Source organism: Chryseobacterium ureilyticum (assembly GCF_900156735.1).
GTDB lineage: Bacteria > Bacteroidota > Bacteroidia > Flavobacteriales > Weeksellaceae > Chryseobacterium > Chryseobacterium ureilyticum.
Map to the genome: position 1 here is coordinate 1 of NZ_FTOL01000016.1, position 23609 is coordinate 23609.

Annotated in this window: 17 protein-coding genes; 5 read left to right on the forward strand and 12 right to left on the reverse strand. The window is 34.9% G+C overall.

Going from position 1 to position 23609, the window contains the following annotated elements:
* Positions 1–162: 162 nt before the first annotated feature.
* Positions 163–321: a hypothetical protein gene (locus tag BW983_RS24220; RefSeq protein WP_167370023.1), complete on the reverse strand. Its 159-nt coding sequence runs from the start codon at positions 319–321 to the stop codon at positions 163–165.
* A 398-nt stretch (positions 322–719) separates the two neighbouring features.
* Here BW983_RS24220 and BW983_RS23400 point away from each other — a divergent pair, with 398 nt between their 5' ends.
* Positions 720–1577, forward strand: coding sequence for a hypothetical protein (locus BW983_RS23400; RefSeq protein ID WP_076554248.1), 858 nt, complete (start codon positions 720–722; stop codon positions 1575–1577).
* Positions 1578–1632: 55 nt separating this feature from the next.
* Here BW983_RS23400 and msrA read toward each other — a convergent pair whose 3' ends face one another.
* The 10 genes from msrA to BW983_RS23450 form a co-directional block, all read right to left on the reverse strand.
* Positions 1633–2187 (reverse strand): peptide-methionine (S)-S-oxide reductase MsrA, encoded by a 555-nt coding sequence (gene msrA / locus BW983_RS23405; RefSeq protein ID WP_084184665.1) that lies wholly within the window; start codon positions 2185–2187, stop codon positions 1633–1635.
* Positions 2188–2435: 248 nt separating this feature from the next.
* Positions 2436–3404, reverse strand: coding sequence for an ROK family protein (locus BW983_RS23410; RefSeq protein ID WP_076554252.1), 969 nt, complete (start codon positions 3402–3404; stop codon positions 2436–2438).
* 80 nt (positions 3405–3484) lie between these two features.
* Positions 3485–4696, reverse strand: coding sequence for a PepSY-associated TM helix domain-containing protein (locus BW983_RS23415; protein ID WP_076554254.1), 1212 nt, complete (start codon positions 4694–4696; stop codon positions 3485–3487).
* A 23-nt stretch (positions 4697–4719) separates the two neighbouring features.
* On the reverse strand, positions 4720–6834 hold the full coding sequence (locus tag BW983_RS23420; RefSeq protein WP_076554275.1) for a TonB-dependent receptor: 2115 nt from the start codon (positions 6832–6834) through the stop codon (positions 4720–4722).
* A complete protein-coding gene (locus BW983_RS23425) occupies positions 6834–8036 on the reverse strand; it encodes a PepSY-associated TM helix domain-containing protein (protein ID WP_076554256.1) in 1203 nt (400 codons plus the stop codon). Before BW983_RS23425 ends, BW983_RS23420 begins: the two co-directional genes overlap by 1 nt.
* Before the next feature lie 36 nt (positions 8037–8072).
* Positions 8073–10241 carry a TonB-dependent siderophore receptor gene (locus BW983_RS23430; RefSeq protein ID WP_076554258.1) on the reverse strand — a complete coding sequence of 723 codons (2169 nt, stop codon included), beginning with the start codon at positions 10239–10241 and terminating at the stop codon, positions 8073–8075.
* Positions 10242–10275: 34 nt separating this feature from the next.
* Positions 10276–12465 carry a TonB-dependent siderophore receptor gene (locus tag BW983_RS23435; protein ID WP_076554260.1) on the reverse strand — a complete coding sequence of 730 codons (2190 nt, stop codon included), beginning with the start codon at positions 12463–12465 and terminating at the stop codon, positions 10276–10278.
* A gap of 151 nt (positions 12466–12616) precedes the next feature.
* Entirely contained in the window at positions 12617–15691 is a 3075-nt protein-coding gene (gene secA / locus BW983_RS23440) for a preprotein translocase subunit SecA (RefSeq protein WP_076554262.1), read from the reverse strand.
* Positions 15692–15817: 126 nt separating this feature from the next.
* Complete coding sequence (locus tag BW983_RS23445; protein ID WP_002662059.1) at positions 15818–16039, reverse strand: DUF2795 domain-containing protein; 222 nt, start codon at positions 16037–16039, stop codon at positions 15818–15820.
* Positions 16040–16175: 136 nt separating this feature from the next.
* Positions 16176–17204: a GDP-mannose 4,6-dehydratase gene (locus BW983_RS23450; protein WP_076554265.1), complete on the reverse strand. Its 1029-nt coding sequence runs from the start codon at positions 17202–17204 to the stop codon at positions 16176–16178.
* A 90-nt stretch (positions 17205–17294) separates the two neighbouring features.
* Here BW983_RS23450 and BW983_RS23455 point away from each other — a divergent pair, with 90 nt between their 5' ends.
* Both BW983_RS23455 and BW983_RS23460 read left to right on the forward strand, forming a co-directional pair.
* On the forward strand, positions 17295–18092 hold the full coding sequence (locus BW983_RS23455) for a DUF2797 domain-containing protein (RefSeq protein WP_076554267.1): 798 nt from the start codon (positions 17295–17297) through the stop codon (positions 18090–18092).
* Between the two features lie 22 nt (positions 18093–18114).
* Positions 18115–20781: a DUF748 domain-containing protein gene (locus tag BW983_RS23460; protein ID WP_449391976.1), complete on the forward strand. Its 2667-nt coding sequence runs from the start codon at positions 18115–18117 to the stop codon at positions 20779–20781.
* Positions 20782–20867: 86 nt separating this feature from the next.
* On the opposite strand, the gene BW983_RS23465 is transcribed toward BW983_RS23460, so the two are convergent.
* Positions 20868–21218 (reverse strand): hypothetical protein, encoded by a 351-nt coding sequence (locus tag BW983_RS23465; RefSeq protein ID WP_076554271.1) that lies wholly within the window; start codon positions 21216–21218, stop codon positions 20868–20870.
* Between the two features lie 174 nt (positions 21219–21392).
* On the opposite strand from BW983_RS23465, the gene BW983_RS23470 reads away from it, so the two are divergent.
* The gene (locus tag BW983_RS23470; RefSeq protein ID WP_065395436.1) at positions 21393–21587 is read left to right on the forward strand and encodes a hypothetical protein; all 195 of its coding nucleotides are present in this window, start codon (positions 21393–21395) and stop codon (positions 21585–21587) included.
* A gap of 121 nt (positions 21588–21708) precedes the next feature.
* Positions 21709–22755 (forward strand): PA0069 family radical SAM protein, encoded by a 1047-nt coding sequence (locus BW983_RS23475; RefSeq protein ID WP_076554273.1) that lies wholly within the window; start codon positions 21709–21711, stop codon positions 22753–22755.
* Positions 22756–23609: the final 854 nt, after the last annotated feature.

Below are 23609 nucleotides of genomic sequence, written 5' to 3' on the forward strand. Positions count from 1 at the left end.
ACAACAAATTCTTTTTTGGCTCGAAGTTGTTCTCAAAATCTTCTTAGGCAAGTATAATTTTCAAAATGAAAAATTAGCTTTTTAAGGAATGACTAATTAACTTGGAAAAATTTCAATAAAAATATAAAAAAAATAGGATGCCTTGAAGACATCCTAAATTTATTATTTTTTTGGTGGAGTTTGTATTGTTTCTCCGCCAGTATCTTCAGCCGATCCTCCTGGGTCTGCTGCTGCACTTTGTGCTGATACTGTTACTGGGTTATTATCTGATGTTGTTGACGTATTTGCGTTATTATTTGGGAATGCTAAACCTAATAGCATTAAAATAAATTGGATCATTTTCAAAAAATTTATTGTTAAAGCATTCGTGTTCTTCCCTGCGAAACAGATCGCAGATAGTTTTACACGTTTAAAAAAATTGAAGCGCTTCTAAATTTTTTGGGAAGTGAACCTTCAAAAACGGAGGAGAAACATCTGCTTCCCAACCCGGAGTTTTACCCCCGTTTTATCTGGTGATTTTGAAATCAGTTTTGTAAATTTGTTTTTAATGTTTTGTTTTTCACTGATTTTCTGAAGCAAAGATGCGACAAAGGGTGACGCATGTGTTAGTCACGTTTTGGACATCGATGGACACGAAATGGACAATGTGGGCTTTATGGGAATCCGTAATGTGGTATGATTGATTATCATCTATTTTGTAAAGACTGAAATAACTATTTATGTCCAAGAAAAAACTACTAATTCATGAAGTGTTCAGAAAAGCAGGGGAGGAATCTGGAAAAGATACCAAAAATGGACTTGCAGCCTATTTATGGGTTTATTTTAAAGAAGATTTAGGTTTTGAAATTAATGATAAGACCTTTAGTAGATATTATGATACTTATATAAGCAATAAAGGAGAAGAGAAAGGAATTCATATTGATAGATTGAATAGGATGAGTCAATATGTTGGATATAAGGACTTTCTTGACTTTTCAAATACCTTTGTTAAAAAAGATGAAGAAGCCAATAAGACAACTATTAAAATAACGGTTGATGAGGATGAGCAATCCATTTCGGAAAAGTTTTCGAAATTAAATATCAATATTACCAATGAGCAGCATTTTAAAATGCCTGATTTTATAAAGCAAAATGGATTAGGTATTTTAGAAATTACTTTTATTCTGTGTCTGGTAACCGGAAATGTTCTTTTTTCTAATAGTAAGAAAATGAATAACACACCTGCATATTCTTTCGGTTTTATGTCTGGAGTAAGTCCGATGACAGAAAAAAAATATATGTATTGGAATGGAGAAAGGTATATTGGAACAGACAGCAGTTATATTAATCCGGGAATAGAAATTGTGGCTATGAATGCTCATAAATTGCTTCATTTCCGAAAGATTATGAGAAAAGACACGCTCACGGATATAAATGCTTTGGGGAAAACCTGGTATTCAAAATATAACAGTGAAGTAGAATTTTTTACAGATGATGGAGTAGATCCTGATAACGGACGGGAATTAAGGAAAACCTCATCCCTCATTATTTATAAGTATGCAGGGAAGCAAAAGGATTCTGTAGAATTTGAGGAATAAAAAAAGCGAAATACAATATATTCCGCTTATTATAATAATGATTTTCTTTAGTAGTTTAGTCTGCATTCAGCATTCCAAGTTCACCAAAATGTTTTTTAAATTTTTGGATCTTAGGACCTACAACGGCGCTGCAATAAGGTTGAGTAGGGTTCTCATTGTAATATCCCTGATGATATTGCTCGGCAGCCCAGAATTTCTCGAATGGTGCAAATTCAGTGACATATTTTCCTGTCCATCTTCCTGATTCTTCAGATGTTCTTAATGCCAGTTCAGCTCTTTGCTTCTCTGCATCATCTTTATAGTAAATAACAGAACGATACTGAGTTCCGATATCATTTCCTTGTCTGTTCAGTTGGGTAGGATCGTGTAAGAAGAAGAAAACGTCCATTAATTGTTCATAAGAAATGATTGCTGGATCATAAGTGATTTCCACAACTTCTGCATGACCCGTTTCTCCTGTACATACTTCCTGATACGTCGGATTATCTTTATGTCCGCCTGAATATCCTGAAATCGCGGATTTTACCCCTTTCAACATATTAAAACAGCTTTCTACACACCAGAAGCATCCGCCACCGAAAACGATCGTTTCTAAATTATTGTTATCCATTTTTTGGTAATTATTTTGTTTACAACAGCCTATTCATTACTCAATACAGCATATAGAAAAGGCTAATCAAAAGTAAGAAAAACTTCAGGGATTTTGATACGGATCTGGTGAATTGTTTTCATAGATATTGTTAATGATCATGTTCTGTATAGACATTTTTATGCCACGAATGCACTAATGTAAATTTGTGGTAAATAAAAAAAGCGATCTCAAAGTAAGATCGCTTTTAAATATGATAAGTGTATCAGTTATTTCTCCCAAACTAAAGCACTTGCACCAAGGATGGCTGCATCTGCTTCGTCCAGCTCACTGAATACTAACTTTACTTTATTTCTAAAGATAGGAAGAAGGTTTCTTTCCATGTGAAGTTTAGCCGGCTTTAAGATAAAATCTCCTGCCTTGATCACCCCGCCAAATAAAAGAATAGCCTGTGGTGAAGAAAACATCACGAAATTAGCTAATGCTTCCCCCAGTTTCTGTCCTGTATACCTGAAAACTTCTATTGCAATAGGGTCTTCTTTCATGGCACATTCATATACTGTTTTAGAATTGATTTCTTCCTCAGGATATTGGTTCAGCATAGATTCAGGGAACTCGGCTCTCATTTTCTTAGCTGTGATCGTAATTCCTGTTGCAGAAGCATAGGCTTCCAGACTTCCTTCAGAACCTGTACTCCAATGTTTTCTTCCGCCTGGTTTTACAATAGTGTGTCCTAGTTCTCCGGCAAAACCATCATGTCCGTAGATCAGGTTTCCGTTGGCAATGATTCCACTTCCTACTCCTGTTCCCAGGGTAATCATGATAAAATCTTTCATACCGCGTGCTGCTCCGAAAAGCATTTCTCCCAAAGCTGCTGCATTAGCATCATTGGTTACAGTACATGGAAGACCAAACTTTGCCGTCATTAATTCCGCGAAAGGAATGACACCTTTCCATGGTAAATTAGGGGCAAGTTCTATGGTTCCTTTATAGTAGTTTGCATTAGGAGCTCCTACTCCGATTCCGTCAAAGTGCTTTTCTGTACCATGTTTTTCCATTAAAGGATATACTTGTTCATATAAAGCATCTATGAAATCTTCTACCTTCTCATAGGCATCAGTTCTCAGGTTTCCCTTATCCAGAACTTCTCCACGATGGTTTACAATTCCGAACTTGGTATTGGTACCACCGATGTCAACTCCCAGGGCAACTTGTCTTGATAAATCTATTAATGACATTTCTATTATTAAATTCTAAGGGCTAAAATTATAAAAAAGATTGTATTAATGGATTATTAACTCAATATTATTTAACAAGTTTACGAAGTTTTAACAGGTTTTTTCTTTTTTCGTCCCCACCAGATCATAAATCCTGTTACCGGAAGAGAAGCACAGATAAGACTTACAATAAAAGCAATAATCTTTGTAGGAAGCCCTAGGATTGCTCCTACGTGAATATCATAATTGGCACTTACCACCTTTTCCCCAAAGTTTTTATCCTTTGGATCGTGAGTATGAAGTAATTCTCCGGAGTTTTCATCAAAAATAAGGCTGCTGCTCTTGTGGTAAGAATAAGTAAGGTGTTTTACATATACTTCAAAATTTGGATGTTCATGGTCATCCATATGCTCGTGTCCCAGGTCTATGGCAAATCCATATGACTCTGGATATTTATTCTTCACTGTATTGATAATCTTGTCAAGCGTCGTTTCCGTTCTCAGTTCTATCGGAGCTTTTGTCTTGATGTGTGAAAAGTCCGGATATTTTGTTTCTCCTCCGGAAAAGATTACGTAGATCATTGCCTGAACTACAAAAAATGCGTAGAATAAACCTGTAATGGAGAAAATAAGGGCAAAAATTGAAGCATAAAAACCTAAGACATTATGAAGGTCATAGTTCTTTCTTTTCCAGCTTTTGATATTTTTCCATTTGAAAGCAAAACGTTGTTTTCTTGCTGCTTTATTTTTGGGCCACCACAGAATGATCCCGGAGATAAGCATAATGATGAAAATAATCACAGGTATTCCCACCACATATGTTCCCCAGTCCTGTTTCAGAAGGTAACTCCAGTGGATCATCTTTACAATATTGAAGAATCCGTTTTTTTCATCGTATACTCTCAGTACTTTTCCGGTATAAGGGTTTACATAAGCCTGTTTATAAATAGGAAATTCGTCAAAATAATTCCAGGCATCCGTATTATGCTCATACCAGAAGAACATGTATGACATTTTCTTATCCATAGGAATGTTAACCCAATGGATAGGATATTTTTCCTTTACCTGTTCTACAACGGCTTTTTCCATCACTCTGATAGGTAGAATCTGCTTTTGTTCTATATTCTGTTCATTATGGTAAATGACATCTTTACGGGTAAAGTTTTCTACTTCATCCTTAAATACGTACAATGCTCCGGTAATGGAGATAATAAAAATTAAAACCCCGATTCCAAGCCCAAACCATAAGTGAAATTTGGCGGACCATTTTTTAAAGAATCCTGGTTTCTTTTTAGGATGATGATTTTTTTTCATATAACAATGGTAGATTAGTTTGATTAAAATTTATATTCAAGAACTAAAGTTCCTCTTTTTCCTAAAGAATTGACGAAATCACTATCTCTTGCCGCCCACCATGCAATAGATGGCTGATACAATCGGTTGAAGAAGTTTTCAATTCCCAATGATACCTTCCAGTTTTTGTAAACCTCACAGCTTACTTTTAAATTAAATACGGTATAATCTGGTACATATCCTTCTCCGTAGGCATACAATCCGTTTTTTGTGTTGGGTTCAAATCTGTTTTGTCTGAAAGAATGAAGCATATCAACGCCAATGAAAAGTTCCGGTATCGGTTTTACCTGAAGATAGGCAAGCACTTTCGGGGCAGAAATTCTGCTGTTATTGATCTTTGCAGAATAATTACCATTGTCATCAGGTGAAGTAATTCCTTCCATCCAGCTGTAGCTTCCTCCAAACTGAAGCCACTTAACAGGAGTGAAATGTAAGAAACCTTCTACACCATAAACGATTTCCGGAGCTCTTTTGATCACTAATGCTCTGTCTGCACTCTGAACAAATGTAGCACCTAATTTTGATGTACTTACATAAGAAGTTAATTCATAGTTTAACCAATTGGAAATCTGTCCTGTAGCTCCTAGTTCGTAGTTGTTAACAATAATTGGTTTTGTTTCAAGGTTTTTAATCGTTTCTGAAGTTGAGGTTCTCAGAATTCTTCCTAATTCATTGATTGAATAAGCCTGTGAAAAGCTCCCGAACAGATTGATATAAGGCTCAATATTATAACGAATACCAATATTTCCTACCAATGCATTATAATTTAGTTTTCCGCCATCTACAAAGATACTTTTGGTAAAAGTTCCATCGTTTTTGATCACAGAAAGTGTATTGAAATCATCAACATTTACTTTAATATTTTCATAACGAAGTCCTCCTTTGATCGTCAATTTTTTGAACAGATCTATTTTTGCCAATACAAAAGGCGCAATATTAGTCATGCTCATATTCGGGGTCCAAAAACGTCCGTCTTCCAGTTTTTGTACGGTCTGATCGTTCAGGATGTCTGTTCCGTACATGATTTCTCCCTGTGAATTCTGAGAATTCCAAAGCTGAGTGTCAAAATTGAATCTGGCACCTGCTTTTTTTGAAAGAACATTGGACTGCCCACCATTGAAAAAGGTATCGCTATATCCGTAGACTGTTTTAAAATCCTGATAGTAAAGATTTACGTTTAAAGAAGTTCCTGCAAACAGATTTTTATTATCATAGCTTACACGGATGTTATGGTTTTTTGGAGTTCCCTGAGGTGTAGTTTCAAGGCTTTTTCCTTCACCTTCACCAATGGTTGGGGTTACTCCGTATATTCCTGTTTTTAAACCTAAATTAAGATTAGATCTTGAAGAATAACCGATATAAGATGCTTCAACTCTTTGGTTTTCATTAATGTCATAGCCTAACTTCAACATTCCGTTATAGTTATCCATCTTTGCCGTACTGTAGGTAGGGGTAAGATAAACTTTGTTGGCATCTTTCATATACCCGGTTCTTTCATAGGCTAATGAAAGGGTATAGTCAAATTTGTTGATTTTTCCTGATAAAAGCTGGCTGGCTCTTACTCCTAAGGTTCCACCGGATTGTTGTCCTGTAAATCCTATTTGAGAGATCCCTGAGATCTTCTGATTTGTTTTGTTTCTTTTTGTAATATAATTGATGATACCGCCGTCTGCACCGTTTCCATAGATGGAAGAAGCTCCTTTTATAACTTCTACTCTTTCAATGGCTGAAGGGTCAATTACTCTTAGATCTCTCGCTCCGTTTCGAAGTGGAGTAGATTGTGGAATACCGTCAATTAAAACTAATACCTGACGACCTCTTAACGTTTGTCCCGTATTGGATGTTTGTCCGGAATTCGTTCCCAAACTTGGAACAGTATATTGCAAAATACTTGTAATATCCGAATTGACGGTTAATTGAGACTGAATCTGTTTTTCGCCAACGACTGTAATGGAGCTGGGAACTTCTTTGATGTTCTCCTTTTTCCTTGAAGCAGTCATTACAATTTCCTCAACATTTTTGGTTTGTAATGTATCCTTAATTTGGGCAAAAGCTGTTGTAGTTCCCAGGCAGGCTGCTGATAAAAGCACTTTTTTCATTATATTTTCTTTCCTTGTTTCTTTCTTTTTCCCCACCAGATCAGAAATCCGGTAACGGGAAGTGATGTGCATATAAGACCGGCAATAAACCAGATGATTTTTCCAAATAAACCAAAGTATGAACCTGTGTGGACATCATAATTGGCATTGGCATATTTCTCGGCGTTATTCAGTTTGTGATGAGGTTTGTTGGCTAGTAGTTTTCCTGTATATTTATCAAATGTCAGTGTATTTCTTTCGCTGAATCTTCCTTCTTGCCCATAGATGGTAATCGGAAGGTTATTAAGCTCTTTTCCTTTCTTATTTTTTCCATTGAGTGAAATTCTGTAGCTGGAAGCCCCAGCGTATAGTTTCTCAGTTTGTAAAGCTGTTATATCAAAAAGATCAGATCTCTTTGCCATCAATGAATCAGGAGATTTTATCTGTTTTTCCTTTGGTTGTTCCCAATAACCAGATAGGGTAAGATTAAAAGTATTTTTTACATAAGGATATGCAAAATAAATCCCGGTAATACTCATTATTAAGGCAATAAATGAGGCATAAAAGCCTAATACATTATGAAGATCATAATTTTTACGTTTCCAGTTTTTTACATTTTCCCAATTGAACCAGAAACGTCCTTTTCTTGCATTTTTATTTTTGGGCCACCACAGAATAATTCCGGTAATCAACATAATGATAAACAATACAGTAGGAATTCCTACTACATACGGTCCCCATTCGGAATTTAATAAAAGTCCCCAGTGGATATATTTCAAAATATTGAATACATCATATTTTTCATCATAAACAGCAAGGATTTCTCCTGTATACTGATTAATATAGACCTGCTTGTTAATCAGTACCTGCTGAAAATAATTCCATCCTTTCTTACTCTTTTCATAGTATAAAAAACGATATGATTTTCCTTTGTCAAGAGAGATTTCTACCGAGTTTAACGGATATTTTTCATTAAGCTCCATACTTACTTTCTCACGAAGCAGGTTAATGGGTAACGGTTTTTTTGAAGAATCTTCCTGTTTTACATAAATAGCTTCTTTACGCAGACTGTTTTGTACTTCATCCTTAAAAACATATAAAGTCCCTGTAAGAGAGACAATGAAGACGATAATACCAACGGACAAACCAAACCACAAATGAAGTTTGGCAGACCATTTCTTTGTAGTAGAAACTTTCTTTTTATGGTGATGTTTCTTTTTCATAGAAAAAGTTAACCCTTAAAGGGCTAACCTTGATTTTTAAAATTTATATCCGATTGATAATCTCCAGTTACGAGGGGCATTGTAAATCCAAACATATTTATCATCACTTCTGTCATTAGGAGTGTTGTATCCCGGATCATAATAACCACTGAATAGTTTTCTGTTGAACGCATTGTTCAGCATTAGGTTAATATCAAACTTTTTAGCCCTGTAAGAAATTCCGAAATTAGTGTCAAAGTAATCTGGAAGTGACTGATTTCCGGAATTGGTTCCATACCATGAGACTCTTCCCCCTTGATATTGGTAACCAGCTGAGATCCCAAAACCTTTTAAGATGTTATTGTCAAACTGATAAGTTACCCATGTATTCTGAACATTCTTAGCATTTCCAGGAGATGGAGCTCCAATGAGCTGAGCATCATTATCCTTTATTGTTTTTGCATCGGTGTATGCATAATTGATAATAACATTCAGTCCCTTTACAATTTCTCCTTTTAGGTCAGCTTCAAATCCTCTGGCTCTCTGTTCTCCGGAAGCATAGTAGAATGTTTGTGCAGGAGTACTGTTTACAAAATCTTTAGTAAGTATATTTTTTCTTCGGATTTCGTAGATGGCAAAAGTAGTATTCCATTTTCCGTTGAACCAATCCTTTTTTAATCCGAATTCAATATTCTGCCCGTTTAAAGGAGCTGTAATGGAACCGGTAAAAGTATTGGCAGATTGTGGTGTAAATGTTTTATCATATATTCCATACGCAGAAAAGTTTTCATTAATGGAATAACTAACTCCCACTCTCGGTGTGAATTCTCCGGCTGTATCAGGTTTTACTTCCCCAAGATTCGGATAACCTGCATAAGTAGTTCCGCTGGTATATCTTCCTGCTAAAGTTACACGAAGCTTATTATTAAACATTTCTATTTGATCCTGAGCATAATAAGACGTGTATTTTACCCCTTCATCATCATAAAATGCTGCATTTCTATTCAAATAGTATGCACTTTTAGGTGGAAGAGTAGAGGGATCAACGCCATAATTGATATTGTGAATATTAATAGAACCGCCACTTCCCATTCCTGAAAAGTCAGCATTATATTTTCTGTCTCCGTAATCAAACCCGGCAATGATTTTATGTACAATATTTCCGGTCTTAAGACTTCCTCTCAGGTAGGTTTGGAAAATGTGGTTTTTTCCGACAGCCTGCCAGTTGCTAAGATCTCTTGTAAATAGATTAGGATTTTCAGGGGTTCTGAAATCCCCCCACCATGACCCACCATCATAGTTTAGATCCATGTAAGCATATTGCGTACTCCATACCCAATCTTTGAAAAGTTTCTGATCCAGACTCAAAAATAAGCTTTGATCTTTTACTTTAGTTTCTTTAAAATTCGGATCATTGAAATTGGTATGAACTCCTAATGTTGCATAACCTTCTTTTGACATGATATAAGCTCCAGGCTGATTGAATTTTAACTGCTGATAATTATACTGAGCTGTAAATGTTGTGGTTTTTGTAGGTCTGAAAGTAATGGAAGGAGCAATAATGATTTTGCTTGTTTTATCATTTTCTACCCAAGATTTATTGGAACTTCCCATTAAGTTGATACGGTAATCTAAAACTCCATCTTTAACAAGAACCCCGTCTAAGTCTGCTTCTCCTCTGAAAAGATTATAACTCCCCGTCGTAAAACGAACACTGTTTGCAAATTTACCTGTAGGCTTTTTGGTTACTACGTTATAAAACCCTGCCGGATCTCCCATAGAACCCATAAATCCAGCCGGTCCTTTTACGAATTCTATTCTGTCAATGATCGATGAGTCAGGATTAATGGGTCCCCATGTAGAGGAAACATTCATTCCGTTCATAAAAGTAGCAATGCTTGCACCTCTCATGAAAACATTGGAATATACATTATCCCAGTGTTCTACTTTTCTTGCACCACTTACGTTACGAACAATACCTTCGGACATATTCAATGTAAGCTGATCAGCAAGAACCTGAGAACTTACAGACTGAACATTTTGTGGTAACTCAAGTATAGGGGTCTGGATTCTTAATGAGCCGGAAACTTCATTGAGCTTATATTTCTGATAATATCTGCCGCTGACAACAATTTCTTCAATATTATTAGATTTGATACTGTCTTTTTCTTGAGCAAATGCGAACATTGATGTTAACATTGCAGCTCCTATCGTCAGTTTTTTCATTGTTTTATAAAGGGTAGTAATTTATTTAAACAGTTTAAAATTTATAAGTGAAACTTCCTAAAACATTGGCAAGTTGTTGTGCATTTGCCGTAGTGTATCCATTCCAGTACTTTTCATTGGTGAAGTTGTCTACTTTTATTCCAATTCTGAATTTCGGTGCATCATAAAATATATTGGCATTCATTACCAGATATTTTGGGAGTATAAAAGTTCCCATGGAGGTTGAGTTCACAATTTTATTGTCACTGGCATAGTTTCCGCCAACACCAAAGCCAAGCCCTTTTAATTTTCCATCAAGGAACTGGTAACTTGCATTAAGGTTCACTAGCCACGGAGATGATGCTGTAGCAGGTCTTCTTCCTATTACATCATTATCAGCTTCCGTATATTTCATATCATTGTAACTTACTCCTGCGATTACAGAGAATCCTTTGATCAGATAAGCGTTTGCCTCCAATTCAACACCACTGCTCGTTAATGAGCCAGCCTGTCTTTGAATAGCCCTGCCTTGGGCTGTATATCCAATATTAAGAAGAGTGTTCTTTACTTTGATATTATAATAACTTAAGGTTGTGCTGATCCTTCCTTTAACAAGACTTGCTTTGAAACCTCCTTCAAATTGATTGGCTCTTTCAGGATCAGAAAGGGTAACATTAGAAGCGGCATCTGAAATATAGTATCCGTTACTTGTAAAACTGTTTTGATAATTTCCGAAAACAGATACTTTATCGTGAATAAGCTGATAAACAATTCCTAATTTAGGAGACCATGCACCCTGAGTATACGCTGGTGTGGGGTTTTGACCTGTCTGCCCACCTTTAAAATCTACACTTTCATATCGTAAAGAAGTAAGGATATTAAGCCCTGTTACAGGAGTAATAACATTAGATATATAACCACTGTAAACATCTTTTTTACCTGTACTTATATAAGTATTATCACGGTCAAAAGTAGGACTACCCTGTAAGCTTTTATATTTTTCTGCCAATGTCTGTCCATTCATATTTGAATAATCAGCAGCATTAAATGGAACCCAGTCAAATTCGGTAAACATAAAAAACTGATTATCATTCATTCTCATGTAGTCAAAACCAGCAACTGTTCTATTTCTTACGCTTCCGATTTTGAAGTCAGCATTGAAGTTCTGTTGAAGTTGAAAATAAGTTCTTTTACTGTCTTTAGTTGATTGATCTGCTCTCGCTATTCCTATTTCTAATGCATTGTCTGGGCTTGGTTTAAAATAAAAATACGGATTGAAACCATCAGAATAAGAATATGAAGTACTTACGTTGGTTGATGACTTAATATGATCGTTTATTTTGTAATTTACCTGTCCAAAGAAATTTCTTGCTTTTGCAGTAGTTTTAAGGTTATCACCCATATAGGTCTGCTTATAATCATAACCTAGTTTTTCCATTTTATCCATGCTATCTGCACCGAGTGTTGAACTTGGAAAATAAAAGAAAAATGAAGTTTCCGGATAAGCATTCGTTTCAAGCATTTCCAATTCTGCATTGATTTCCAATTTATCTGTAGGGCGATAAGTTAGGGAAGGAGTGAAAGCATAAAAAGAATTTTTAGCATTGGTCTTCTGGAAAGTTCCCTGATTGGTATAAGCTGTATTTAATCTGAATAATAATTTTTTATCATTGGTAAGAGGAGCATTTACGTCTGCCTGTGCTCTATAATAATTATTACTTCCTCCAGCTAAAGAAATCGATCCGCCAAAAGTTTCATAAGGTCTTTTCGTAATTCTGTTGATTACACCACCATAAGAAGTTACATTACTTCCAAATAGTGTTGCAGAAGGACCTTTTAAGACTTCAATTCTTTCAATATTGATGGCATCCATTGAAGTTGTAATAGGAGCCACCATACCATTTCTCATAGAGTTTCCTGCTACAAAACCTCTTAAATTAAGATAGATACCTCCATCTCCGGCTCTGTTGGTTGCGCTCCACATTTTCTGTACCCCTGCAACGTTTCTGAATGCTTCATCTACCGTAAATATCAACTGGTTTTCCAGAACTCCTTTACCGATAGAAGAATATACCTGTGGGTCTTCTATTGCCTTAAGAGGCATCTTGTTGGAATAATCACTGTCTTTCTTAGCATATGTATTGATTACTACTTCGTCAATGCTTTTAGTGGTTAATGAATCTTTTTTTTGGGCAGAAACCAGCATTGTTCCCAGAGCCGAAGCACAGATCAGTACATTTTTCATGAAAGTCAAATTTTATGCAAATATATTATTTTTAAATATTCTAAATAAATAATATATTTGATTTTTATCATAAAATTATTATACAATCAATAACAAAAAACCGCTCAGGTCAATGCCAGAGCGGTTTTTTGTTATTATGATTAGTGATTTCTTACGCTGGAATTTCTCCTTTGTATAAGAAAGAAATAATCTCTTTGTTTAGTTTATCCATCATTTCGCTGAATAAGTGGAAAGATTCCTGTTTGTAAATTACAAGTGGATCTTTCTGTTCGTAAACAGCTCCCTGAGAAGATCTTCTTAAGTCATCCATTTCACGAAGGTGAAGTTTCCAGTTTTCATCGATGATTGATAAAGTGATATTCTTCTCAAAATCGTTTACTAAGCTTTCACATTTCGTTTCATAAGCTTCTTTCAGGTCAGCAACAATAGTCATTGTTTTGTGTCCGTCTGTGAAAGGAACCTGGATCATTTTGAACATTGAACCTTGATTTTGGTATACATTCTCAATGATTGGGAATGATTTTTCCTTCAATAAGTTCAGTTTCATCTGATAGTCTTCCTGAGCAGCTTTGAATAGAATATTAGTTAGATCCTGAATGTTTTTATTATTAAAATCATTCTGAGAAACCGGAGATTCCATCGTGAATGTTTTAATGATGTCATATTCAAAATCCTTATAATTTCCAGTAGCTTTTCCTTTCGCAACGATAGAATTAGCAACATCGAAAATCATGTTTGTAATATCATATTTCAAGTGATCTCCGAATAAGGCATTCTTTCTTCTCTTATAGATTACATCACGTTGTTTGTTCATTACGTCATCATACTCAAGAAGTCTCTTTCTTGTTCCGAAGTTGTTTTCTTCTACTTTTTTCTGAGCTCTTTCAATAGATTTACTGATCATAGAATGCTGAATAACTTCACCATCTTTATGACCCATTCTGTCCATCATTTTAGCAATTCTCTCAGAACCGAATAAACGCATCAGGTTATCTTCAAGAGATACATAGAACTGAGAACTTCCTGGATCTCCCTGACGTCCCGCTCTACCTCTTAACTGTCTGTCAACACGTCTTGAATCATGTCTTTCAGTACCGATAATTGCTAGACCTCCTGCTTCTTTTACTTCTTTAGATAATTTAATATCCGTACCACGACCTGCCATGTTGGTTGCAATCGTTACAACTCCTGGCTGTCCTGCTCCAGCAACAATTTCAGCTTCTTTCTTGTGAAGCTTGGCATTCAATACCTGGTGTGGAATCTTTCTTAATTGAAGAGCTTTTGAAAGCAACTGAGAAATTTCTACTGAAGTAGTACCTACAAGTACAGGTCTTTTTGCAGCAGTTAATTTTTCTATTTCTTCAATTACAGCATTATATTTTTCTCTATTGGTTTTGAAAACTAAATCCTGTCTGTCATGTCTCAAGATCGGACGGTTTGTTGGAATTACTACTACATCAAGTTTGTAGATCTCCCAAAGCTCACCAGCTTCTGTTTCAGCAGTACCGGTCATCCCCGCAAGCTTGTTGTACATACGGAAGTAGTTCTGAAGCGTAACAGTTGCAAAAGTTTGCGTTGCAGCTTCAATTTTTACGTTTTCTTTAGCTTCTATCGCCTGGTGAAGACCGTCTGAATAACGACGTCCCTCCATGATACGACCAGTCTGCTCATCAACGATTTTTACTTCGCCATCAATTACCACATACTCATCATCTTTTTCAAATAATGTATACGCTTTCAATAGCTGGCTCATCGTGTGAACTCTTTCAGATTTTTCAGCAAAATCACCGAAAAGTTTTTCTTTAGCTTCGAATTCCTCTTCCTTAGATAGGTTTTTAGCCTCTACTTCTGCAATTTCAGTTCCGATATCCGGAAGAACGAAGAAGTTAGGATCAGAGTTACCTTGAGACATGTACTCAACACCTTTGTCTGTAAGGTCTACCTGATTGTTCTTTTCTTCGATTACGAAATAAAGATCTTTATCTACGATCGGCATATCACGGTTGTTGTCCTGCATATATTGCGCTTCAACTTTCTGAAGCAATGCTCTGTTTCCGCTTTCCGATAAGAATTTGATTAATTGTCTGTTTTTTGGAAGACCTCTGTACGCCTGAAGCAATTTGAATCCTCCTTCTTTAGTGTTTCCTGCAGCGATTAGTTTTTTCGCTTCATTGAAGATTGCAGAAACAGTTTTCTTTTGAACTTCAACAATTCTGTCGATAGAAGGCTTAAGAACATCAAACTCCTGTCTGTCTCCCTGAGGAACCGGACCGGAAATGATCAAAGGAGTTCTCGCATCATCTACCAATACAGAATCCACCTCGTCAACGATAGCAAAGTTCAATTCTCTTTGTACCAATTCTGAAGGTGAAGTCACCATGTTATCTCTCAGATAATCGAAACCGAATTCGTTGTTCGTTCCGTAAGTAATATCTGAGTTGTATGCTTTTCTTCTTCCGTCTGAGTTCGGCTGGTGGTTATCGATACAATCGATAGACATTCCGTGGAACTGATAAAGAGGTCCCATCCAAGCGGAGTCTCTTTTCGCAAGGTAGTCATTCACGGTTACAACGTGTACTCCTCTTTCCGGAAGTGAATTTAAATAAATAGGTAATGTTCCTACCAAAGTTTTACCTTCACCGGTTGCCATCTCGGCAATTTTACCACTGTGAAGAATAATACCTCCGATAAACTGAACATCATAGTGGACCATATCCCAAACTACAGGAGTTCCGGCAGCGTCCCATGAGTTTTTCCAAACAGCTTGGTCTCCCTGAATTTCAACGAAATCTTTTCCTGCAGCCACAAGTTCTCTGTCCCAGTCACTAGCAGTTACACGGATCTCTTTGTTCTGAGCCCATCTTCTTGAAGTTTCTTTGATCAATGCAAAAGCTTCCGGAAGAATTTGAACCAAAACTTTCTCTTCAATTTCGTATGATTCTTTCTTTAAAGACTCAATCTTTGAGAAAAGAGCTTCTTTCTCGTCAACGTTTGTTGAATTTTTTATCTGCTCTTTAATCTGTTCTATTTGAGCTGTGATATTGCTGGTTGCGGATTTTATTGTCTCTTTAAACTCAGCAGTTTTTTGTCTTAAACCATCATCCGACAATTGTTGGATGTTGGGTTCTACAGCCTTGATTTTTGTTACAACTTTTTTTACTTCTTTTAGGTCCTGCGCTTTTTTGTCTCCCAAAAACCCTTTAAGAACTTTGTTTAAAAAACTCATAAATTTTTTGCTTTATGCTTAATGCAAGATGCTTTAAGCGTTTTAAATGACACGCTTATCGTGTAAATTAATATATAAAAAAGGGCAAAAAAGCTCTAAGCACGCAGCCTAAAGCTTATCGCTTTATTAATATTCGTCCTCGTTCCAAAGGAAATCCTCATCAGTTGGATAGTCGCTCCAAACTTCTTCAATAGATTCATAAATCTCTCCTTCATCCTCAATCGCTTGAAGGTTTTCCACTACTTCCATCGGTGCACCAGTTCTGATTGCGTAGTCAATAAGCTCTGCTTTTGTCATTGGCCAAGGTGCGTCACTTAAATATGAAGCTAATTCTAATGTCCAGTACATAATTTTCTAATTTTTTGCAAAAGTATAAAAATAGGTTGTATAATAAACTTTTTTATACTTGATTTTCAATTCTTTTTATAATTTTTTCCTATAAATGACTGTTACCAACTGCATGGCAGCCATGTCAGTAATTTACTTAATGTCGTTTTCTCAAAAACCATTCCACAAATTTTTTTATGCCATTTTGGAAGTCTGTGTCAGGTTTATAACCTATTAAATCCTTTGCTTTCGTAATATCGGCATTCGTTTTTGTGACATCTCCGGGCTGCATTGGCAGATTTTTTCTAACCGCTGTCATTTGAAGAGCCTCTTCTATAATGGCTACCATTTCCGTTAAAGTGACAACCTGATTTTCTCCTAAATTAATGATTTCATAAACATCAGAATTATTTTCCAAATAAATTATAGACTTAACGATTCCATCAATAATATCATCAATATAGGTGTAGTCTCTTGCTGTATTTCCATCACCATAAAAAGGAATCTCTAAACCTTCGGAAATAAGCTTTGTAAATTTATGTATTGCAAGATCCGGGCGTTGTCTAGGTCCATAGACAGTGAAAAATCTTAATTGGATCATATCTATATTATATAAGGTATGGTAAACATGTCCCAAAATTTCTCCACTCTTTTTAGTAGCAGCATAGGGTGAGATAGGATTATCTACATTATCCGTTTCAGCAAAAGGAATTTTTTCATTGTTTCCGTAAACACTTGAAGAAGAGGCACAAATGAATTTATTAATATTAAAGTCTTTACATAATTCCCAAAGATTCATACTTCCACGAACATTTACTTCTTCATATTCTAAAGGTCTTTCTATAGAAGGGCGAACACCAGCCAATGCAGCTAAGTGGATTACCATATCGATAGAATGACTTTTAAAGATATTTTCAAGACCTTTCTTATCTCTAATGTCTTGGTAGTAAATAGTATAGTTGTCAGAGTGGGAGAGAGAGATTAAATGCTGAATATCATCCTCCTTATTGGTGAATTCAAAATCCGAAATTTTACCAATAGACTCTAAAGTGTTTTTAATTTTTATCTGATAGCTGTAGAAATCATCAAAATTGTCAATGTTTATGACAGAATGTCCATTTCTTAATAATCGTTCAATTAAATGGGAACCGATGAACCCGCTGCCTCCTGTTACAAGATAAATCATCTGTGGTTTTTTATTGACACAAAAATATAAATTTTACTTTTTGAAAAATATAATCATTAAATTTACGTAAAAAAGTAATATAAATATAATATGCAGTTTCAAGGGCAAATATTAAAAATGACAAGCTACGATGCTAAACCCATCCAATACTATCTCAATCTTTCCGGAGATCTGATCCATATGAACGAGTTGCTTGGAAAAGAGTTAAGCATAAAACATATCGGATTTCAGTGTGTGAACTGTGGCGAAGATAAGCCTATTTATAGAATGGGATTCTGTAAAAGCTGCTTTTTTGAAAGCCCGTATGCAAGTGATACCATTATCCGTCCTGAGCTTTCTACAGCACATTTAGGGGTGGCGGAACGTGATCTGGAAGTAGAAAAACAAATTCAGCTACAGCCTCACACGGTTTATCTTGCTTATACAGGAGACGTGAAAGTAGGAGTAACAAGAAATACACAGATTCCTACAAGATGGATCGATCAGGGAGCTACTTTTGCCTTGCCGATTGCAAGAACGGAAAACCGTTATGAAGCAGGAATGATAGAGGTTGCCTTAAAAGATCATTTAGCAGATAAGACGAACTGGAGAAAAATGCTTCAGGATGATTTTGAAGGAGAAGTAGATCTTGCTGATTTCAGACAGAAAATTAAAGAATACTTTCCTGCAGACTTCCAAAAATTCTACAGTGAAGGAGAAGAATTATGGATGTTTGATTATCCTTTTGAAAAGCCAGAAAAAGTAACATCATTTACTTTAGATAAAAAACCGGAATTTACAGGTAAGCTTACAGGAATTAAAGGACAGTATCTTGGATTTGAAGGCGGAAACTTTATTAATGTAAGAGGTCATGAAGGATATGTAATTGAATTGAATGTGAAAAACTGATCTTAACAAAAAAACAAACCAAATCACAAATATGAAAAAATGGGTAAAAAGACTATTAATAAGCTTCGGAATTCTGGCAGGACTGCTTCTTGTCGCAAATTTCGGATTAAATTTTTGGCTTAAAACCCAACTTCCTGAGTATATAAAAAAAAATACTGATTATAAAGTTTCCTACGAAACTTTAGATGTAGATCTTAGTACCGGAAACATTCTGGCTACCGGAATTTCTGTTAATAATAAAGATCCACAGAATACAGCCGTTATTGGTCTTCAGGGAACTGTTGATACTTTAAAAGTAAGTCGCTTTGGGATCTATGACGCAATTTTTAATAAAACAATAAGCTCATCAGATCTACTGGTGGCAAAACCTAACCTGAATATCATTCTTGCAAAACCTGTTAATAAGAAAAAAGAAAAGAAAAAAAGTCCGTTCTTATTTGAAAATATCAGGATTAATGATGGGGAAATTGCTGTTTTTAGGCATACCAAACAAAAATTTATATCAGTTCAAAAACTCAATCTGTTTGTAGAAAACCTGCAAATGACAGAAGAGTCAGTGGAGAATAAATTGCCTGTAGTGTTTGACAGATATAGCATTCAAGGTGAAAAATTCTTTTTCAGACCTGATAATGTATATGCTATTACGATTAATACCATTAATACTGCTGACGGACAAATGTCTGTTGAAAATTTTAAACTGATTCCACTACTTTCTTTTGAGCAGTTTAAGAAATATTATCCTAAAAAAACACAGCTTTTTGAGTTTTCAATCCCAAAGATGGATTTTAAAGATGTTGTTTTAAATAAGAATAAGGTTGCTCTTGCAGATGCTGAATTTGAAAATCCTCTTTTAACCGTTTATAATACCGGAGCTAAAAAAGAGAAAAAAGAAGAAGAAAGATCAAATTTTGAGGTCAACTTAGAAAATATAAAACTTAAAAATGCGGTTGCACAAATTAATAAACCGGACGGAAACAAACTTTTATCTGCAGCAAACCTTAATCTGAATATCAATAAACTTGTCTTTAATAAAGAAACATCAAAGCAAATTATCCCTGTGGGTTATAATGATTTTACATTCTCAGGTAAAGATATTACCTATTCTGATCATCAAAATATCAATATAGGAAGTATTGCTTTGAAGCCTACGAATGGCGAAATTAACAATGTGTCTTTTACGCCAGGTTCTCCTGAAAGCGAAAAAACTACAATGAATTTAAAAACCAACCATATTGCTTTTAATATCAATAAATTGGAATTCGCTAACAAAAAACTGAATCTGGATATTAAAGACGTACTCATTGAAAATCTCAACGGAACAATAAAGGCTGGTGAAAATAAAGCAAAGAAAAATGCTAGTCCTGGGATTATACAGTCTGTTATCGTAAGAAAGGTTTCTTTAAGGAATTCAAATATTATTTACGACAAAGAAAAAGAACCATTGGCATTTCACGATTTGAATGCTACTGTAAATGATATTGAAATAGGAACAAAACCTAACGGGCAAAACCTTTCGTTCAAAGTAAAAAACTATTTTTTAACCACCAGAAATTTCGCATATAAAACACAGTTTTACAATATCAGTGTAGGACTTTTGAAGCTAAACAAAAATAAAGTTCAGATCAATAATTTTGGTATGAAGCCTCTTGTTTCGAGAGCGCAGTTTATCAAAATGATACCCGTTGAGCGGGATTTGTATGATTTGAAGGCGGGGCAGATATCAGCAGAAGGAGAGTGGGATCTGTTTTCTCATAATAAATTCATCAATGCTTCTCATGTTACGATCCAATCTGCAGATGCAAATATTTTCAGGAGTAAAATTCCAAAAGATGACCCGAAAATAAAAGCGCTGTATTCAAAAATGTTACGTTCCATTAAAATTCCAATGAATATTAATAATCTGGATCTGAAAAACTCTGTTTTAGTGTACGAAGAAGATACACCTGAAAGTATGGGACCCGGGAAGCTGACCTTCAGTAATTTTAATATGAACGTTAAAAACCTAAATTCTGCTAAAACAAAAGGAAAACCTACTAAAGTTGATATTAAAATCAATTGCTCATTTATGAATTTGGCACCACTTTCTGTAAACTGGAATTTTGATGTCGCAGATCAGAATGATGGATTTGCAATTTCCGGGAAAACTTCAAACCTTCCGGCAAACGGTATTAATCCGTTTATCAGACCTTATCTTCATGTAACGGCTACTGCAGGAACCATTCAGGAGATGCTGTTCAATTTTAAAGGAAATCCTGCAGGATTACATGGAACATTTAATTTAAAACATAAAGACTTGAAAATTGCTGTTCTCAACAAGCATAATCATGAAAAGAAAGGCTTTTTGACAGCAGTAGCAAATGTTTTCTTAAAATCAAACTCAGGAAGTTTTCCGGAATCCGTGACTGTTGAAAATGTGGAACGTGATCCTACAAAATCGTTTTTTAATCTTTTTTGGAAAGGAATTGAGCAGGGCTTAAAGAAAACTTTGATCGGAAAAAATGTGGAAAAGACAGAAGCAAAAGTGAAAAATGCAGTTTCTACAGTAAAAGATATGAAACAATCTGTAAAAGAGATCAAACAAGAAATAAAGGATAAAAAATCCTCACCAAATGAACAGGAGGAAAATAAAGAAAAGAAAGGCTTTTTCAATAAAATTTTTAAAAAGAAAGATGATGCCGAAGTGAAATAATCTTTTAAACCATTAAGGAGTAGTCTAATGTGATCTGAATCAAAACATTCTTAATGGTTTAAAGAATTATTATTTATACTGCTAATTTAAAAATTGAATTCATTGCTTTCCAGAATAGGAACGTTTCTAAGGAACTCATCAAATTTTTCACCAGGATAATTGCTGTCTGCTCCATAAGAGTCTATAATCATTCCACGGTTTCCTGCGTCATCTTTTAACACGTATAAAACAGCACTGTCATCAGGATTACTATCTCCCTCAAAACGATAAGTTTTTAGAATAGTTAAATCAGTGGGCTGATATACTTTTTCAGAATTTTCAAACTTCATTTCACCATTTTCACTCATCCTAAATTCCCTTTGAATTCCTCTTTCAGAGAGCTTTTGCATAACTTGACTTAAGGTGGTCATTCTATCGATGTTTTCTGGATTTTCCATAATAATATTTTTGTTAATAAGTGCAATAATTAAACCATTGCTTTTCTAAAGATAAGAAAAATAAAGGATTACAGTTTCCCTAAAAATAAACTTTAATGTTAACAAAATTTATAATTTAAAAAAATAAAATAGGTACACTTTTTGCAGTGCTTACTGTAATAAATCAAAGAAAATATGAAAAAAGAAGTTGGAGTTTTACTGGCAGGAGGAGTTGGACTTTTGGCAGTATTAAGTTTAATAAGCATAAAGAAAATTTTGACTAAAAAAGATAAAAAATATAGTGATGCCTACTCGGATTATCACAGACACTTTGATGAAAAGAACCAAGAAGATGAAACTCATGGAGTTGAATTTTACGCACTGAAGTAGTAAAAAAATATATTTAATTATGTTTGTCCAACACTTTTCTTAGGTGTTGGATTTTTTTGTGGAAAACTTTAATGTTAAAGTTCATTATTTTATAAAAATTCCATTCTAATTTTACATCAGGATGCAAAACGAAAAATTCATAAAAGGTCAGGGAGCTCAGCGGAATGTTATTAATCGTTTCGACAGGTATACCTATGAGCCAGAAGATGAAGATTTCGAAACCATAAAAACTTCTTTTACCGAAGTCTTTCCAAAATCTATTGTGAATCAGGTAAAAAGCGAAGATCTTCCGATGGAATACTCTATGAATCCTTATCAAGGTTGTGAACATGGCTGTTCCTATTGTTTTGCAAGACCTACTCATGAATATTGGGGATATAGCGCAGGAATTGATTTTGAAAGAAAGATCATGGTAAAGAAAAATGCCCCTGAATTACTGGAAAAATTTTTTCAAAAAAGAGGGTATAAACCTGCTCCGATTTTGCTGTCGGGAAATACAGATTGTTATCAACCGGCGGAAAGACAATTTGAAATCACGAGAAAATTATTACAAGTTTGTCTTGACTACAGACATCCTGTCAATATTCTGACAAAAAACGCCATGGTATTAAGAGATATTGATATTTTAAAACCTTTGGCTGAACAGAATTTAGTTTCTGTTTCACTAAGTATTCCAACGATTAATGAAGAATTGAGAAGAAAAATGGAACCAAGAACAAGTTCTGCAAAAAATAAACTCAAAGCAATAGAAATTCTCTCCGAAAATAAGATCCCCGTGCATGTTATGGTGGCGCCTATTATTCCTGGGTTAAATAGTGATGAGCCTTTAAATATTCTAAAATCAATTTCAGATGCTGGGGCTTTAGGATTTGGATATACCTTGGTAAGACTCAATGATACTGTAGAACCTGTCTTTGTGAATTGGATAGAAACTCATTTTCCAGACCGAGCACAAAAAGTATTAAACCTTATTCGTTCCATGCGTGGTGGAAAACTTGGTGACAAAAGATATTTTGAAAGACAGAGAGGGGAGGGAAATATTGCCGAAATGATTCATACAACTTTTAAAATAGGTAGGAAAAAGTTTTTTGACGGAAAAGAATTTCCCAAATTATCGACGACGGGTTTCACTGGAAGTAAAGATCAACAATTAAGATTGTTTGATTAATGATCTAAGAATTTTAGAAATATATAGATCGTTTTTCCTTATAAGAATACTTTATTCAGCTATTCTATATTTTAGGAGCTATTTCCCGCTCTTCACTCATACTCCTCGCACCATGCTATCCAACTTCTAAACCCTAACGCTTTCCAATGTATGCTGTGGGGTAACCGTTTCTATCGGGGCTAGGGGAGAAGTACCGGTAATGAATGATGGGTATAATTAATAAGTAGAGGTCAATTTCAATGTATGCATTCTTTAATCTTTGTCTTCGTGTAATGATCTCAGTATTTATTTCCAATTTCACTTATCTATATATAAGTAGAGCTATATAAGATGATCTATTTTGGTTCATTATGAATCATTATACTTACGTCTTTCATTCTTCCACATCTATATTTTTCCATTCTTATTATAATACCTCTATATAATATTAATATATCAGCTATCCTAATCTGCGTAATCAATGGCTATGTGGTTAAATAAAATATTCACTACCCATAAGCTTATCCACAAGATATTCACTAGAAACGGGCTTTAGCCCGTTTACAAAGAATCACACCTCATAGGCTTTAGCCCAAACTTAAAACCATTCAAAAATCTTCTATATATAATAGTATCCTTTATCACTTATTTGAACACCCTCACATCCATATTATATATAAAACGTTGCCACCTTCCATTCTCATATTCTTTAATTCCTCCCTCAGCCCTCCCTCAAACAAATGTTTAAACTTTTTCTCCCTTTAAACCAGTTGTTTAGGATTGAATATTAATTTAAGATGAAATTTATGTTAAATAAGTTTGTTTTGCTTTGAATAAAGTTGTTATCTTTGCCCCACTGAAAACGAGAGTATATC